The organism is uncultured Sphaerotilus sp., assembly GCF_963924895.1.
Classification (GTDB): Bacteria; Pseudomonadota; Gammaproteobacteria; order Burkholderiales; family Burkholderiaceae_C; genus Sphaerotilus.
In genome coordinates this window covers 46,267-60,854 of the sequence record NZ_CAWURG010000017.1, presented here as the reverse complement: position 1 = coordinate 60,854, position 14,588 = coordinate 46,267, and the positions used below count along the sequence as shown (strand labels likewise).

Genomic DNA, 14,588 nt, shown 5'->3' with positions numbered 1-14,588 from the left:
GGTGTTTGGACACAACATTCCGATAATTCACCCCCACTAGGAAGTCAGACATGCTGGTCTGGGAAGACACCCCGCGTTCCACGCCCACCCCCTCGAATTTCACTGAACCGAACGGCGCACACGCCGCATCGGAAGCAGCTTGGACGGCGGTGCGCGGCGCGAGCGAGCGCCGCGTCAACGCCGCCGACAAGCGCATCATCAACGCGAAGACCGACGTCAATCAGCTGGTTCCCTTCAAGTACAAGTGGGCCTGGGACAAGTACCTCGCCACCTGCGCCAACCACTGGATGCCGCAGGAAGTGAACATGAGCCGCGACATCGCGCTCTGGAAGGATCCGAACGGCCTGACCGAAGACGAGCGCCGCATCGTCAAGCGCAACCTCGGTTTCTTCGTCACCGCCGACTCGCTGGCCGCCAACAACATCGTGTTGGGCACCTACCGCCACATCACGGCGCCCGAGTGCAGGCAGTTCCTGTTGCGCCAGGCCTTCGAAGAGGCAATCCACACCCACGCCTACCAGTACATCGTCGAGTCGCTGGGCCTGGACGAGAGCGAGATCTTCAACGCCTACAACGAAGTCCAGTCGATCCGCGACAAGGACGAGTTCCTGATCCCCTTCATCGAGGCGATCATGGACCCGCTGTTCAAGACCGGCACGCCCGAGACCGACCAGACGCTGCTGAAGTCGCTGATCGTGTTCGCGTGCCTGATGGAAGGGCTGTTCTTCTACGTCGGCTTCACGCAGATCCTGGCGCTGGGCCGCCAGAACAAGATGACGGGCGCTGCCGAGCAGTACCAGTACATCCTGCGCGACGAGTCGATGCACTGCAACTTCGGCATCGACCTGATCAACGCGCTGAAGCTGGAGAACCCGCACCTGTGGACCGCGGAGTTCAAGGCCGAGATCAATGCGCTGTTCCGCAAGGCGGTCGATCTGGAATACGCCTACGCGGAGGACACCATGCCCCGCGGCGTGCTGGGCATGAACGCGGCGATGTTCAAGGGCTACCTGCGCTACATCGCCAACCGGCGCGCGGTGCAGATCGGTCTCGACGAGCTGTTCCCCGGAGAGGAAAACCCCTTCCCGTGGATGAGCGAGATGATCGATCTGAAGAAGGAACGCAACTTCTTCGAGACCCGCGTGATCGAGTACCAAACCGGCGGCGCGCTGTCCTGGGATTGATGAACACCACCATCCCGTGCAGCCCGACCGCTCCCTGCATTCAAGGTCGCCGAAGGTCTCCTGCAGACCGTCTGGCCGATCAAGGATCATCCGGGGCCTTGTCCGGCGCCCGGGTGTGTTGTGTCAACCTCATCTAGGAGAACTGTGATGGCATCGAAGAAGACGGCTGCGGCCCCCAAGGCTGTCGCGGCAACACCGGCCGCAACCCCTGCTGCCAAGCCCGCGAAAAAGGCTGCCAAGGCCGCTGCGCCGGTTGAAGTCGTGGTGGCGGCTGCGCCGGCTCCGGCACCTGCTGCGGCGCCTGTGAAGAAGGCCGCTGCGCCGAAGAAGGCGGCCGCTCCGGTGGCTGCTGCCCCGGCGCCGGCGCCGGCCCCGGTCGCTGCACCCGCTGCACCGGCCAAGAAGGCGGCTGCCAAGAAGGCCCCGGCCAAGAAGGCGGCTGCCGTGGCTGCACCCGTTCCGGCGCCGGTCGCCGCTGCGCCGGTGGCTGCTCCTGCTCCTGCCGCTGCGCCGAAGAAGGCTGTCGCGAAGAAGAAGGCTGCGCCGGTCGCTGCAGTGGCGGCTCCCGCCCCTGCGCCAGCACCCGCACCGGTCGAGGCCCCGGCCCCGGCCAAGAAGGCTGCCGCGAAGAAGCCTGCTGCCAAGAAGGCCGCCGTGGCTGCCCCGGTCGCCGCACCTGCGCCCGCGCCTGTGGAAGCACCTGCCCCCGCGCCGGCCGCCAAGCCGGCCAAGAAGGCTGCTGCGCCGAAGAAGGCTGCGGCTGCCGTCAAGGAAGTCGCTGCTGCCAAGCCGGCTGCGAAGAAGATCGCCAAGAAGGCCGTGCCGGCTTCGGCGTCGTCCTCGACCGCCAAGACCACGCTCAGCCCGCAGGCCGCCTGGCCCTTCCCCACGGGCGAAAAGCCCTGAGTGACCCCGTCGGCGCCTCGGCGTCGATGACCCGAAAGCCCGGTATCTGCCGGGCTTTTTTCATGGCGGGTCCGATCCGGATCGGGTCAGTTCAGAACAGCGCCCGGTACTCCCGCAGCACGCGCGCGCTGTCCACGTCCACGCACACCGCCTGGTCGCGCAGGCCGTCCCAGTGCGACGAGGGATCGGGCCGGCCCGGCAGGCGCTGGATGGTCTGGCCGGTGGCGATGCCGTCGGTGACAACACGCACCGGGCCGTGGCGCAGCGTGAAGAGGCCCGGGTCGAGTGCGCAGGCCACCGCGCTGGCGTCGTGGCTGTAGATGCCGCCGCCGGTGCGTGGCGTGTAGAAGCGCTCGTAGAAGCGCGTGATGTCGCGCAGGTAGCGGCCGTGCGCACCGCCCTCGCGGCCGATCTCGTCGAGGTAGGCCGTGTCCATGCGCACCTGGTGCGTCACGTCCAGGCCGACGAAGGTCACTGGCCAGTCGGCGGTGGCGACGAGGTCGGCGGCGTGCGGATCGCCGTGGATGTTGGCCTCCGCCACCGGGGACATGTTGCCGCCGTGGCCGAGCGTGCCGAAGGCGCCGCCCATCAGCACCACGCTGCGCACATGGCGCGGCAGGTCCGGATCGAGCTGCAGCGCGTGCGCGATGTTGGTCAGCGGCCCGACCGGCACCAGCACCAGCTCGCCCGAATACCGGCGCGCCATCTCGATGATGAACAGCGCGGCGGCGCGGCCGTCGAGCGTGTCGTTGTCGGCCGGCGCGGTGCCGACATCGCCCAGCCCGTCCTGGCCATGCACGAAGTCGGCGTACCCGCTGGACGGTTTCACGATCGCCCGCGCCGCGCCGCGCGCCACCGGCACGTGGTGGATGCCGAAGCGTTCGCGCAGCGACAGTGCGTTGCGGGTCGTGGTGTCGACCGAGGCGTTGCCGAAGACGGTGGTGATGCCGACCAGCTCGGCGCGCGGGTCGCGGGCGAGCAGGTACAGCGCCATCGCGTCGTCGATACCAGGATCGGTGTCGAAGAGGATCTTGGTGGTCATGGGAACCTCGGGGTCAGGCAGCGGGCGCGAAGGCGTCGACTTCCGCGCGGGTGGGCATGGCGGACTGCGTGCCGAGCCGGGTCACGGCCAGCGCGGCGGCAACTTGGGCGCGGATCAGCGTGGCGGGGATCGGCAAGCCCTCGGCCAATCCCGTGGCCAGTGCGCCGACGAAGGTGTCGCCCGCGCCGGTCGTGTCCACGGCGGTGACGCGCGGCGCGGGCAGGGCGAGCGCGCCGTTCGGGCCGACGTGCAGCAGGCCGGCCGAGCCGAGCGTCACCACCACCTGCGACGGGCCACGCTGGCGCAAGGCGTGCGCGGCGGCTTCGATCTGCGCGGGGGTGTCGGTGGGCAGGCCGGTGAGCATCTCTGCTTCGATCTCGTTGACGACGAGCCAGTCCACGGCGGCCAGCAGCGCGTCATTGAGCGGCTGCGCGGGCGCGGCGTTGAGCACCGTGCAGACGCCCGCGCCATGCGCCAGCGTCAGCGCGGCACGCACCGTGTCGAGCGGGCATTCGAGCTGCGCGACGGCGACCTTGGCATTTCGGAGTACGTCGGCGCTGTCCACGACGTGCGCGGAGGTGTAGCGGTGGTTGGCGCCGGGGATGACGATGATGCTGTTCTCGCCGTCGGGCATCAGCACGATGATGGCCGTGCCGGTGGGCGCCTCGGTGTCCGCACCCACCGCCGAGGTGTCGATGCCATCGGCTTGCAGCGCCTGCGTCAGTGCCGCGCCATGCGCATCCCGCCCGACGCGGCCAAGCATCGCCACCGCCGCACCCATCCGCGCCGCCGCCACCGCCTGGTTGGCGCCCTTGCCGCCGCTGTCGGTGCTGAAGCCGGTGCCGATCAGCGTCTCGCCCGGGGCGGGCAGGCGCGGGGTCTGCACCCGCAGGTCCATGTTCAGGCTGCCGATGACGGCAACCGCGGCGACTGTGGCAGCGGTGGGGGATGCGGGCATGGCGGAGCTTTCCGGGTCAGGCGAAGGGCCAGGGGCCGTAGTGCTGCTCGAACTGCGCGCGGATCTCGGCGCGGCTCGGGCGGTGGTTCTGGCAGCCCTGGACGGCGATCTTCATCGAGCCGAGCACGCTGCCGAGCTGCGCGCCCTGCAGCAGCGGCTTGCCTTCGGCCAAGGCGAGCAGCAGGCCGGCGCGGTAGGCGTCGCCGCAGCCGGTCGGGTCTTTCACCTCGGTGGCCGGCACCGGGGCGACTGCATGGACCTCGCCGCGCTGGTAGACATTGGAGCCTTCACCGCCGCGGGTGACGATGAGCGTCTCGACGCGCTCGGCCAGTGCGGCCAGCGTCAGGCCAGTCTTGTCGCAGATCAGCTCGACCTCGTAGTCGTTGCAGACCAGCACCGGCGCCTGGTCGATCATGGCCAGCAGTTGTTCACCGCTGAACAGCAGGATGTTCTGGCCCGGATCGAGCACGAAGGGAAGGCCGGCTTCGGCCATCTCGCGGGTGTGCAGCACCATCGCGTCCGGCGCGTCCGGTCCGACGATGCCGCAGGTGACCGCGCCGGCCTGTGCCAGCGGGATCTCGGCCGAGCGGCCCATCGCGCCGGGGTGGAAGCCGGCGAGCTGGTTGTTCGACAGGTCGGTGACGATGAAGCACTGCGCGGTGTAGGCGTCCGCTGCCGTCACGATGCAGCTCTGGTCCACGCCGGTGCGCAGGTTGTGGTCGCGGTAGGGGCCGAAGTCGTCGCCGACCATGCCCATCGGCACCGCCTCGCCGCCGAGCAGCGCGTAGTTGTAGGCGATGTTGCCGGCGCAGCCGCCGTACTCGCGGCGCATCTTCGGCGACAGGAAGGACAGGTTGATCTTGTGGATCTGGTCCGGGAGGATGTGGTCGGTGAACTGGCCCTCGAACACCATGATGGTGTCGTAGGCGATGGAGGCGGCGATGGCGGCGCGGGTGGTCATGGGCGTGGGGGATCAGTGACGGGCGGCGGCGAGAATACCCCAGTCACTCCGGCACCGAGCCGCGGTGCAACACCTCGAAAACCACCGGTCGTTGCGGCAGCGGTGCCTCGCCCAGCGTGATGAGGCGCTGCACCTGCGCCACCGCCTCGTCGGCCGCGGCTTCGTTGTCGGCGTGGACCATGGCCAGCGGCTCGCCCGCCTCGCGCCGGTCGCCGAGCTGGCACACCTCGCTCAGCCCGACCCGCGGGTCGATCGTGTCCCCGGCGGTGCGCCGCCCGCCGCCAAGCGTCACGACCAGCACGCCGAGTTCGCGCACCGCCATCGACTGCACCCAGCCCGCGTGCAGCGCCGGCACGACCCGCTGCACCGGCGCCCGCGGCAGCCGACCGCGTGTGCCGACATCGGCCGGGCCACCCTGGGCATGGACCATGCGCTCGAAGCGTTCCAACGCCTCGCCGCTGTGCAGCGCGCGGTCCACCCTGGCCTCGGCATCGGCCGTGTCGCCGGTCAGTCCGCCCAGCACCAGCAACTCGGCGCAGAGCGTGCGGGTCAGCGTGTGCAGCCGCACGTCGCGCCGCGTGCCGCGCAGGTAGTCGAGTGCCTCCTGCACCTCCAGCGCGTTGCCGGCGGTGTGGCCGAGCACCTGGTTCATGTCGGTGATGACCGCCCGCGTCGGCAGCCCCGCGCCCTCCGCCACGCGCACGAGGCTGAGCGCCAGTTCGCGGGCGTGTTCGGGTGTCGAGGCAAAAGCGCCGTCGCCGGTCTTCACGTCCATCACCAGCGCCTGCAGCCCGGCGGCGAGTTTCTTGGACAGGATGCTGGCGGTGATCAGCGCGGTGGATTCGACCGTCGCGGTCACGTCGCGGATCGCGTAGAGCCGCCGGTCGGCGGGCGCCACGCTGCCCGAGGCCCCGACGATGGCGCAGCCGGCCGAGCGCAGCGTGGCGATGAGTTCGTCCCGCGCGAGCTGCGTGCGGTAGCCGGGCAGGCTCTCCAGCTTGTCCAGCGTGCCGCCCGTGTGCCCGAGCCCGCGCCCCGACACCATCGGCACCCAGCCGCCGCAGGCCGCCACGATCGGCGCCAGCATCAGGCTCACCTTGTCGCCGACGCCGCCGGTCGAGTGCTTGTCCACGATCGGCGGGTGGTCGCCGAGATCGTCCCAGCGCAGCACGTCGCCGCTGCGGGTCATCGCCTGCGTCAGTGCGACGGTTTCCGCCGGGTCCATGCCGCGCAGCACGACTGCCATCGCCAGCGCGGCCGCTTGCGCGTCGCTCCAGCCGCCGGTGACGAGGCCGTCGACGAAGGCGTCGATCTGCGCGGTGGCGAGGGTGTGGCCGTCGCGTTTGAGGCGGATGATTTCTGGAGGGATTGCGTGCATCACCATTCCATGACGATCAAATAGTGGTGAGTACGAACCTTAGAGCCGCGAGGCACACAATAAAATGGATTACTGTGTGTATATATTTGTTAATTTTGTTCGGATTTTGTAATTTTAGGGTGGCAATTAATCCCTGCATGAGATTAAGTGCAAATAGGACAAATGATGCCGCTAGTAGCGATCCACCAGCCAAAAGCATCCAGGTGCAGTCAATGAATCCTGGTATGCCTATACAATTGGAGGTGGATGATAATATTTTTATTGAGATCCATAATAAAGCCCCGCATGTTGCGTAGTTCTTTACATAATCAAATAAGAATTTCAATGTTACATCTTTTGATTCAATGTGGAGAATATGCTTAAGAAACTTTTCATCGGTCAAAGCGTCTTCGGCTTGTTTAATGGGCTCTGTCTTCATAGTTGAAATTTATCGAGAGTGGAACTTTCGGTATATTCTGGTGATTTGTCAGACGCTGTCTGCTGAATCAGCGCCGAGAGCCAGCCTTGGCTGCCGGATGTGGGGAAAGCGACCATGTCAATACGCTCCGGCGGTTGGAGCGAGGCTGTCGCCTGTGAGGATCGCCTCAATGTCCGCATACAAGCTGCTCGCCCCGATCCGGAACCGCTTCGGATTCAGCGCTCCGGCGCCCAGGTGCTGCGCCACCAGCGCCAGATACGGCTGCACGTCCGCCACCGTGCGCAGCCCGCCCGACGGCTTCAGCCCGACGCGCCCGCTTGCCTGTGCATCGCTGGCGATGGCGGCCAGCATCGCCTCGGCGGCGCTCAGGCTGGCGTGGCGGGTGGTCTTGCCGGTGCTGGTCTTGAGGAAGTCGGCGCCTTCGGCCAGTGCGATCCGGCTGGCGCGGGTGATCAGGACCGTGTCGCCGGCCGCGCCGAGTTCGCCCGACTCGAGGATCACCTTCAGCGTCAGTCCCTCGCACGCCTGCCGCACGCCGCGCAGCACGGCCGCGACCGCCGCCTCGTCACCGGCCTGCAGCGCCCGCCACGGCAGCACCACGTCCACCTCCTGCGCGCCCGCCTGCACGATCTCGCTGGTGTCCCGCACGGCGCGTTCCACGTCCGTGCTGCCGTCCGGAAAGTTGGCGACCGCCGCCACGCCGATGTGCGCCGGCAACTGCGCCCGCGCGAACGCCGCCAGTCGCGGCCAGACGCACACGGCGGCGACCGGCCCGATCGGTGCCTGCGCGCGTTCGCACAGGCGAGCGATGTCAGCTTCGGTGTCGGCGTCGTTGAGGCTGGTCAGGTCGAGACAGGCCAGTGACAGGCGGGCGGCTTCGATGGGAGTCATGGTGGTCATACCAGCGGCAGTGTGGAAAGTATGGCGGCCAGCAGATCGCCCGCCGTGTCTGCGGCGGCCTGCGCTTGCGCCAGCGTGTGCGCGTGGCTGAGCTGCTCGTTGGACAAGCCGGCGGCCATGTTCGTCAGCAGCGACAGCGCCAGCACGCGCATCCCGGCGTGGCGGGCAATGATCGTTTCGGGCACGGTGCTCATGCCGACCGCGTCGGCGCCGAAGCCCTGCACCATGCGGATCTCGGCCGGCGTCTCGAACTGCGGCCCGAGGAACCAGGCGAACACCCCTTCGTGCAGCGGCGTGCCTAGCGATTGCGCGACGGTCTGGGCGTGCTGGCGCAGCGCGGGGTCGTAGGCATCGACCATGCTGACGAAGCGCTCCGAGCCCGCTTCGCCGACCAGCGGCGAGCGCTGCGACAGGTTCAGGTGGTCGCTGATCGCCATCAGGCTGCCGGGCGGCATCACAGGGCGCAGGCTGCCGGCCGCGTTGGTCTGCACCAGTACCTCGCAGCCCAGCGCCCGCAGCGTGCGCAGCGGGGTCTTCATGCCATCCGCCTCGCCCGTCTCGTAGACATGCTTGCGCCCGCTCATCACCGCGAGCCGGTGCGCCCCGAGCCGGCCGAGCCACAGCGCGCCGTCGTGGCCCGCCACCGTCGAGACGGGGAAACCGGGCAGCTCGGCATAGGGGATGCGCTCGGCGTCCTGCAGCCGCGTGGTCAGCCCGCCCCAGCCGGAGCCGAGCACGACGGCGATGCGGGGCGGCTGGTCGGCGCAGCGGGCGCGGAGTCGGTCGAGGGCGGTGTCGGTCATGTCAAGGGTCACGGATGCAGGGAAAGATGGTCCGGGCCGAAGCTGTGCGGCAGCAGCTCATCCAGCGTGAACCGGGCCAGTGCGCGTTGTGGATCGGCGATCAGGATCGGCAGGTCCGCCGCGCCGAACTCGCGCAGCTTCTGCCGACAGCCGCCGCACGGCGTCACCAGCGCGCCACCCGCGTCGCCCAGCACGACCACCGCCCGCAGCCGCCGCCCACCCGCCAGCACCATCGCCGACAGCGCACCCGCCTCGGCGCAGACGCCCTGTGGATAAGCGGCGTTCTCGACGTTGCAGCCCGCATGCAGCCGGCCGTGCTCGTCGAGTACCGCTGCGCCGACCAGGAAGCGCGAGTAGGGCGCGTGGGCCTGCAGACGCGCGGTGCGGGCGGCGTCCATCAGCGCGTTCCACGGGAAGTCGTTCAGTTCCAGCAGGTTTAACTTGTTCTGCGCCATGCTCAACGCTCCTTCAGATACGCCTGCCCCAGCGCCCGCGGCGCCACCGACTTGCCGATGAACCCCGCCAGCAGCACGACGGTCAGCAGATACGGCAGTGCCTGCACTGCCTGCACCGGCACCTCGCCGACCATCGGCAGGCTCACCCCTTGCAGGCGGATCGCGATCGCGTCCAGCGCGCCGAACAGCAGGCAGGCCCACAGCGCCTTCACCGGGTGCCACTGCCCGAAGATCATCGCGGCCAGCGCCATGAAGCCGCGTCCTGCCGTCATGTTCGGCACGAAGGAGGCGTTCTGCGCCAGCACGAGGTAGGCGCCGGCCAGCCCGCAGAGCATCCCGTTCAGCGTCAGCGCCGCATAGCGCAGTCGCGTCACCGACACGCCGGCCGCGTCCACCATCGCCGGGTTTTCGCCGACCGCGCGCAGGCGCAGACCAAACCGCGTGCGGTACACGCCCCACCACACGACCGGCACCAGCGCGAGCGACAGGTAGACCAGCGCGTTGTGGCCGAACAGCGCCGAGTCCGCCATCGACGGGAACACCGCCTGGATGCGCACCGCGTCGCTGACGGGTGGTGTCTGTCCCCCTTGCTTGAACCACGCGATGCCGAGCACGGCGGTCAGCCCGGCGGCGATGATGTTGATGGCCACCCCCGACACCACCTGGTCGCCCTGGTGGCTGACACAGGCCAGCCCGTGCAGCCACGACAGCACGACCGCGACCCCCATCGCCGCGAGCAGCGCAACGGCGGTCGAGCCGCTCCACACGCCCACCGTGCCGGCTGCAAAGGCGGCGAAGAGCATCTTGCCCTCCAGCCCGATGTCGATCACGCCCGAGCGCTCGGACAGCAGCCCGGCCAGCGCGCACAGGATCAGCGGAGTGGCCACCCGCAGCGTGGAGGCCACCAGCGCCCCGATCAGTGCCTCATCCATGGGCGGCTCCCTTGAACAGCAGCCGCGCCACCCGCGGCGCGATCACATACGCCATCGCGCCCGAGAACAGCACGATGAAGCCCTGCAGCGTCACCACCATGTCGCGGCTGAAGCCCGAGACCTCGAACGCCACCTCGGCGCCGCCCTGGAACAGCGCGCCGAACAGCAGGCTTGCCAGCAGGATGCCGACCGGGTGGTTGCGGCCCATCAGCGCCACCGCGATGCCGGTGAAGCCCGCGCCGCCGACGAAGTCGAGCTGCAGCCGCCCGGCCACGCCCGCGATCTCGTTCATGCCGACCAGCCCGGCCAGCGCGCCCGACAGGCCCATCGCGATCAGCACCTGGTGCTTCGGCTCGATTCCGGCATAGGCGGCCGCTCCTTCGCTGGAGCCGACCGCCCGCAGCCGGTACCCCGCCTGGCTGCGCCACAGGAACAGGTAGACCGCGCCCGCCGCCAGCAGCGCCAGCACCACACTCAGGTTCAGCGGCGACGACGGCCACTCGATGCCCAGCGCGCCCAGCAGATCGTGCATGGCCGGCAGCTTGGCCGACGCTGCAAACGCCTTGCTCTCCACCGACATCGACCCCGGCGGCTTGAGCGTGTTCACCAGCAGGTAGACCAGCAGGCTGCTGGCGAGGAAGTTGAACATGATGGTGGTGATGACGACGTGGCTGCCGCGGTACGCCTGCAGGTACGCCGGCACCGCCGCCCACACCATGCCGAACAGCGCCCCGCCGATCAGCATCAGCGGCAGCACCACGATCGCCGGCAAGTGCGGCCCGAGCCACAGCGCCACCAGCCCGGTGCCCAGCCCGCCGAGGATGGCCTGCCCCTCGCCGCCGATGTTGAACAGCCCGCCGTGGAAGGCGACCGCCACCGCCAGCCCGGTGAAGGTGAAGGTCGTCGCGTAGTACAGCGTGTAGCTCAGCCCGCGCGGCGTGCCGAACGCGCCGTGGATCAGCACCGACAGCACCTCCCACGGACTCTGCCCGACCAGCGCCACCACCACGCCCGCGGCGACCAGCGCCACCAGCAGGTTGATGGCCGGCATCAGCGCCACGTCCGCCCAGCGCGGCAGTGGCGCCGTCGCACCTTGAGTCGCACTCATGCGGCAGCTCCTTCGATCATCAGCATGCCCAGTCGGGCCTCCGTGCACTCGGCGATCGGCAGCTCGCCGGTGACACGCCCCTGGTTCATCACCAGCACGCGGTCGGCCAGTGCCAGGATCTCGTCCAGCTCGCTCGACACCACCAGCACCGCGCAGCCCGCGTCCCGCATCGCGCGCAGCCGGCCGTGGATGAACTCGATCGCGCCGATGTCCACACCACGGGTCGGCTGGCCGACGAGCAGGATCTTCGGCGCCTGTCCCAGTTCGCGGGCCAGCACCAGCTTCTGCTGGTTGCCGCCGGAGAACTTGCCGCTGAGCAGTTGCGGATCCCGGGGGCGCACGTCGAATTTCTCCATCATCTGTGCGGTGGCCAGCTTCATCGCGGCCCGGCGCAACCAGCCGCCCTGGCTGTAGGCGGGCAAGCCTTCATAGCCGAGCACGGCGGATTCCCAAGCCTCGAAGCCCATCACCATCGCGCGGGCGTAGCGGTCCTCGGGCACGTGGGCGATGCCGAGGGTGCGGGCAATGCGCGGGTCGAGCCACTTGGGCGGTGCAAAGGTACGTTCGCCGATCTGCAGCGTGCCGGAGTCGGCCGCGTGCAGGCCGGACAGCAGCTCCAGCACCTCGCTCTGCCCGTTGCCTGACACACCCGCCACGCCGACGATCTCGCCCGCGTGCAGGTCCAGCGAGAAGTCGCGCAGCCGCACGACGCCCTGCTTGTCGCGCAGCCCCAGCCCGCGCGCCTGCACCAGCGCCGCGCCGCGGGTCACCGCGCTGTCCGCCTGCCGGCCCATCGCCACCTTGCGCCCGACCATTGCCTCGGCCAGTGCCTCGACCGTGGTGTCGGCGATCTCGCAGTCGTGCACCACCTGCCCGGCGCGCATCACGGTGACGCGGTCGCACAGCCGCACCACCTCCTTGAGCTTGTGGGTGATGAGGATGATCGTCGTACCCGCCTCGCGCAGACGACCAAGCACCTCGAACAGCTGCAGCGTCTCCTGCGGCGTCAGCACGGCGGTCGGCTCGTCGAGGATCAGCACCCGCGCGCCGCGGTAGAGCGCTTTCAGGATCTCCAGCCGCTGCTGGTCGCCCACCGGCAGATCGCCGACGAGGGCGTCGATGTCCACGTGCAGGCCGGTGCGCTGCATCAGGTCACGCAGCCGCTCGCGCACCTGGCCTTCCGCCTTGTGCAGCAGCGCGTGCGGCTCGGCCCCCAGCATCACGTTGTCCAGCGCGCTGAGCGTGTCGACCAGCATGAAGTGCTGGTGGACCATGCCGATGCCGCGGGCGATGGCGTCCTGCGCGTTGCGGATCGTGGCGGGCTGGCCGAAGACCTCGATCGACCCGGCGTCGGCGGTGTAGAAGCCGTAGAGGATCGACATCAGCGTGCTCTTGCCGGCGCCGTTCTCGCCGACGAGGCCGTGGACCGAGCCGGTCTGCACCACCAGGTCCACGTTCTGGTTGGCGGCGACGGCGCCGAAGCGCTTGCCGATGCCGGTCATGCGCACGGCGATGGCGGGGGAGGGCGTCATGCGGGTACGGGTCCGGTCGATTCGCGCAGGATCAGCGCGGGAGTCACCACGAGTTCGCGCGCCGGGCCGCGGGGGAGGGTGGCGGCGCGGCGGATGCGCTCGATCAGTACCGCGGCGGCGCGGGCGCCGATGCTGCGGATGTCCTGGCCGACGCTGGTCAGGCCGGGGTGGACAAAGCCGCCCAGCTCGATGCCGTCGAAGCCGATCACCGAGAGCTGCCCCGGCACAGCGACACCGCGCTCGGCCGCTGCGCGCAGCGCGCCGATGCCGAGCAGGTCGTTGCCGGCGCAGATCGCCGTGATCTCGGGGTGGTCGGCGAGCAGGCCGAGCGTGGCGGCGTGGCCCTGTGCGGGGCTGTACGGGCCTTCGACCAGCCAGCCCGGCGCCGGGGTGATTCCCGCCGCAGCCAGCGCCTCGCGCCAGCCGGCCACGCGGGCGCGGCTGACCTCGAAGGCCAGTGGTCCGGCCAGACAGGCGATGCGGCGGTGGCCGAGGCCGAGCAGGTGCGCGGTCGCCAGCCGGGCGCCGCCGGCGTTGTCCAGGCGGACGAGGTCGGCGTCCAGCCCGGCGACGGCGCGTTCCACCACCACGGTGGGCACCGGGGTCTGCTTCAGCGCGTCCGCCACCGTGGAGGCTTCGGCGGCCGAGTTCGCCAGCAGCAGCCCATCCACGCGCCGCGCCAGCAGGCTCTGCACATAGCCGAGCTGCCGCGCCGGCTCGTCGTCGCAGTTGCACAGGAACACCGAGTAGCCCTGGCCGCGCGCTGCGTCCTCCACGCCGCGCGTCAGCTCGGCGAAGAAGGGGTTGGTGATGTTGGGCACCAGCACGCCCAGCACATGGGTCTCGCTGGTCTTGAGCGCCCGCGCCAGCGCGCTGGGCACATACCCCATCTCGGACACCGCCCGCTCGACCCGCTGGCGCGAGGTCTCGCTCACCCGGCGGGTGCCGTTGAGCACATGCGAGACGGTCGTGAACGACACGCCCGCCCGGGCCGCGACATCCTTGATGGTGGGACTCGGGCTCACTGGCTCACTTGCAGGCGTTGGCGGCCATGTAGTCGATGACTTTCAGCTTGCCGTTGACGATGTCGGCCTTGGCGGCATCGATCTTGGCCTTCATGTCGGCGGTGACCAGCTTGGCGTTGTTGTCGTCCATCGCGTAGTCCACGCCGCCCTCGGCCAGACCGAGCGAGGCGATGCCCGGCGTGTGGTTCTTCGCCACGTTGTAGACGGCCACGTCCACACGCTTGAGCATCGAGGTCAGCATCGTGCCGGGCTGCAGGTGGTTCTGGTTGCTGTCGACGCCGATGGCCAGCTTGCCCGCGTCCTTGGCCGCCTGGTAGACGCCGATGCCGGTGCCGCCCGCCGCCGCGAAGACGACGTCCGCGCCCTTGGCGAACTGCGCCTTGGTCAGCTCGCCGCCACGCGCCGGGTCGTTCCAGGCCGCGCCGGTGGTGCCGGTCATGTTGGCGTAGGTCTCGACCTTGGGGTTGGCGTACTTCGCGCCCTGCTCGTAGCCGCACTGGAACTTGCGGATCAGCGGAATGTCCATGCCGCCGACGAAGCCGACCTTGCCGGTCTTGCTCGCCTGCGCCGCCATCATGCCGACGAGGAAGCTGCCTTCATGTTCCTTGAACACGACCGACTGCACGTTGGGGGCGTCCACCACCATGTCGATGATGGCGAACTTGAGCTTCGGGAACTCCTTGGCGATCTTCTCGATGCTCGATGCCTGGCCGAAGCCGATACCGATGATCGGGCTGGCACCACGCTCGGCCATGCGGCGGATGGCCTGCTCGCGCTGGGTCTCGTTGGCGATCTCGAATTCGAGGTAGGGCTTGCCGGTTTCCTTCTTCCAGCGCTCCATGCCGCGGTAGGCCGCCTCGTTGAAGGACTTGTCGAACTTGCCGCCCATGTCGAAGATGACGGCCGGATCGGCGTGCGCGGCGAAGGCGGCGGCCAGGGTGCAGGACAGCGTGGCAAGGCGGAGGAAGGTCTTCATCGGAGGTCTC

General features: G+C 69.2%; 14 protein-coding genes. 2 read left to right on the top strand and 12 right to left on the bottom strand.

The genetic code is table 11. From position 1 onward, the window contains the following. Nucleotides 1-50 precede the first annotated feature (50 nt). The gene (locus tag AABN02_RS07790; RefSeq protein ID WP_338414357.1) at nt 51-1,184 is read left to right on the top strand and encodes a ribonucleotide-diphosphate reductase subunit beta; all 1,134 of its coding nucleotides are present in this window, start codon (nt 51-53) and stop codon (nt 1,182-1,184) included. A 147-nt stretch (nt 1,185-1,331) separates the two neighbouring features. Next, on the top strand, nt 1,332-2,090 hold the full coding sequence (locus tag AABN02_RS07785; RefSeq protein ID WP_338414356.1) for a hypothetical protein: 759 nt from the start codon (nt 1,332-1,334) through the stop codon (nt 2,088-2,090). Between the two features lie 91 nt (nt 2,091-2,181). Here the strand turns inward: AABN02_RS07785 and AABN02_RS07780 are convergent, their stop codons facing one another. The 12 genes from AABN02_RS07780 to AABN02_RS07725 form a co-directional block, all read right to left on the bottom strand. After that, nucleotides 2,182-3,132 carry a nucleoside hydrolase gene (locus AABN02_RS07780; protein WP_338414355.1) on the bottom strand — a complete coding sequence of 317 codons (951 nt, stop codon included), beginning with the start codon at nt 3,130-3,132 and terminating at the stop codon, nt 2,182-2,184. A gap of 13 nt (nt 3,133-3,145) precedes the next feature. Continuing rightward, nucleotides 3,146-4,090: a ribokinase gene (gene rbsK, locus AABN02_RS07775; RefSeq protein ID WP_338414354.1), complete on the bottom strand. Its 945-nt coding sequence runs from the start codon at nt 4,088-4,090 to the stop codon at nt 3,146-3,148. A gap of 16 nt (nt 4,091-4,106) precedes the next feature. Next, nucleotides 4,107-5,051, bottom strand: coding sequence for a carbohydrate kinase family protein (locus AABN02_RS07770; protein WP_338414353.1), 945 nt, complete (start codon nt 5,049-5,051; stop codon nt 4,107-4,109). Between the two features lie 43 nt (nt 5,052-5,094). Next, nucleotides 5,095-6,429, bottom strand: coding sequence for a thymidine phosphorylase (locus AABN02_RS07765; RefSeq protein ID WP_338414352.1), 1,335 nt, complete (start codon nt 6,427-6,429; stop codon nt 5,095-5,097). Nucleotides 6,430-6,964: 535 nt separating this feature from the next. Further along, nucleotides 6,965-7,747 carry a deoxyribose-phosphate aldolase gene (gene deoC / locus AABN02_RS07760; protein ID WP_338414351.1) on the bottom strand — a complete coding sequence of 261 codons (783 nt, stop codon included), beginning with the start codon at nt 7,745-7,747 and terminating at the stop codon, nt 6,965-6,967. Continuing rightward, entirely contained in the window at nt 7,744-8,550 is an 807-nt protein-coding gene (locus tag AABN02_RS07755; RefSeq protein ID WP_338414350.1) for a purine-nucleoside phosphorylase, read from the bottom strand. The genes deoC and AABN02_RS07755 overlap by 4 nt, the downstream gene beginning before the upstream one ends. A gap of 8 nt (nt 8,551-8,558) precedes the next feature. Continuing rightward, nucleotides 8,559-9,005, bottom strand: coding sequence for a cytidine deaminase (locus AABN02_RS07750; protein WP_338414349.1), 447 nt, complete (start codon nt 9,003-9,005; stop codon nt 8,559-8,561). Nucleotides 9,006-9,007: 2 nt separating this feature from the next. Beyond that, on the bottom strand, nt 9,008-9,937 hold the full coding sequence (locus tag AABN02_RS07745; RefSeq protein ID WP_338414348.1) for an ABC transporter permease: 930 nt from the start codon (nt 9,935-9,937) through the stop codon (nt 9,008-9,010). After that, entirely contained in the window at nt 9,930-11,045 is a 1,116-nt protein-coding gene (locus tag AABN02_RS07740) for an ABC transporter permease (RefSeq protein WP_338414347.1), read from the bottom strand. Before AABN02_RS07740 ends, AABN02_RS07745 begins: the two co-directional genes overlap by 8 nt. Next, on the bottom strand, nt 11,042-12,577 hold the full coding sequence (locus tag AABN02_RS07735) for an ABC transporter ATP-binding protein (RefSeq protein ID WP_338414346.1): 1,536 nt from the start codon (nt 12,575-12,577) through the stop codon (nt 11,042-11,044). The genes AABN02_RS07740 and AABN02_RS07735 overlap by 4 nt, the downstream gene beginning before the upstream one ends. Next, nucleotides 12,574-13,602, bottom strand: coding sequence for a LacI family DNA-binding transcriptional regulator (locus tag AABN02_RS07730; RefSeq protein WP_338414345.1), 1,029 nt, complete (start codon nt 13,600-13,602; stop codon nt 12,574-12,576). The genes AABN02_RS07735 and AABN02_RS07730 overlap by 4 nt, the downstream gene beginning before the upstream one ends. A gap of 4 nt (nt 13,603-13,606) precedes the next feature. Beyond that, entirely contained in the window at nt 13,607-14,578 is a 972-nt protein-coding gene (locus AABN02_RS07725; protein WP_338414344.1) for a BMP family ABC transporter substrate-binding protein, read from the bottom strand. Between the last annotated feature and the right edge of the window lie 10 nt (nt 14,579-14,588).

Coding starts and splice junctions, on each gene's coding strand:
- AABN02_RS07755 (WP_338414350.1), bottom strand. CDS start 8,550: ATGACCGACACCGCCCTCGACCGACTCCGCGCCCGCTGCGCCGACCAG.
- AABN02_RS07725 (WP_338414344.1), bottom strand. CDS start 14,578: ATGAAGACCTTCCTCCGCCTTGCCACGCTGTCCTGCACCCTGGCCGCC.
- AABN02_RS07770 (WP_338414353.1), bottom strand. CDS start 5,051: ATGACCACCCGCGCCGCCATCGCCGCCTCCATCGCCTACGACACCATC.
- AABN02_RS07740 (WP_338414347.1), bottom strand. CDS start 11,045: ATGAGTGCGACTCAAGGTGCGACGGCGCCACTGCCGCGCTGGGCGGAC.
- AABN02_RS07750 (WP_338414349.1), bottom strand. CDS start 9,005: ATGGCGCAGAACAAGTTAAACCTGCTGGAACTGAACGACTTCCCGTGG.
- deoC (WP_338414351.1), bottom strand. CDS start 7,747: ATGACCACCATGACTCCCATCGAAGCCGCCCGCCTGTCACTGGCCTGT.
- AABN02_RS07785 (WP_338414356.1), top strand. CDS start 1,332: ATGGCATCGAAGAAGACGGCTGCGGCCCCCAAGGCTGTCGCGGCAACA.
- AABN02_RS07765 (WP_338414352.1), bottom strand. CDS start 6,429: ATGCACGCAATCCCTCCAGAAATCATCCGCCTCAAACGCGACGGCCAC.
- AABN02_RS07790 (WP_338414357.1), top strand. CDS start 51: ATGCTGGTCTGGGAAGACACCCCGCGTTCCACGCCCACCCCCTCGAAT.
- AABN02_RS07780 (WP_338414355.1), bottom strand. CDS start 3,132: ATGACCACCAAGATCCTCTTCGACACCGATCCTGGTATCGACGACGCG.
- AABN02_RS07735 (WP_338414346.1), bottom strand. CDS start 12,577: ATGACGCCCTCCCCCGCCATCGCCGTGCGCATGACCGGCATCGGCAAG.
- rbsK (WP_338414354.1), bottom strand. CDS start 4,090: ATGCCCGCATCCCCCACCGCTGCCACAGTCGCCGCGGTTGCCGTCATC.
- AABN02_RS07745 (WP_338414348.1), bottom strand. CDS start 9,937: ATGGATGAGGCACTGATCGGGGCGCTGGTGGCCTCCACGCTGCGGGTG.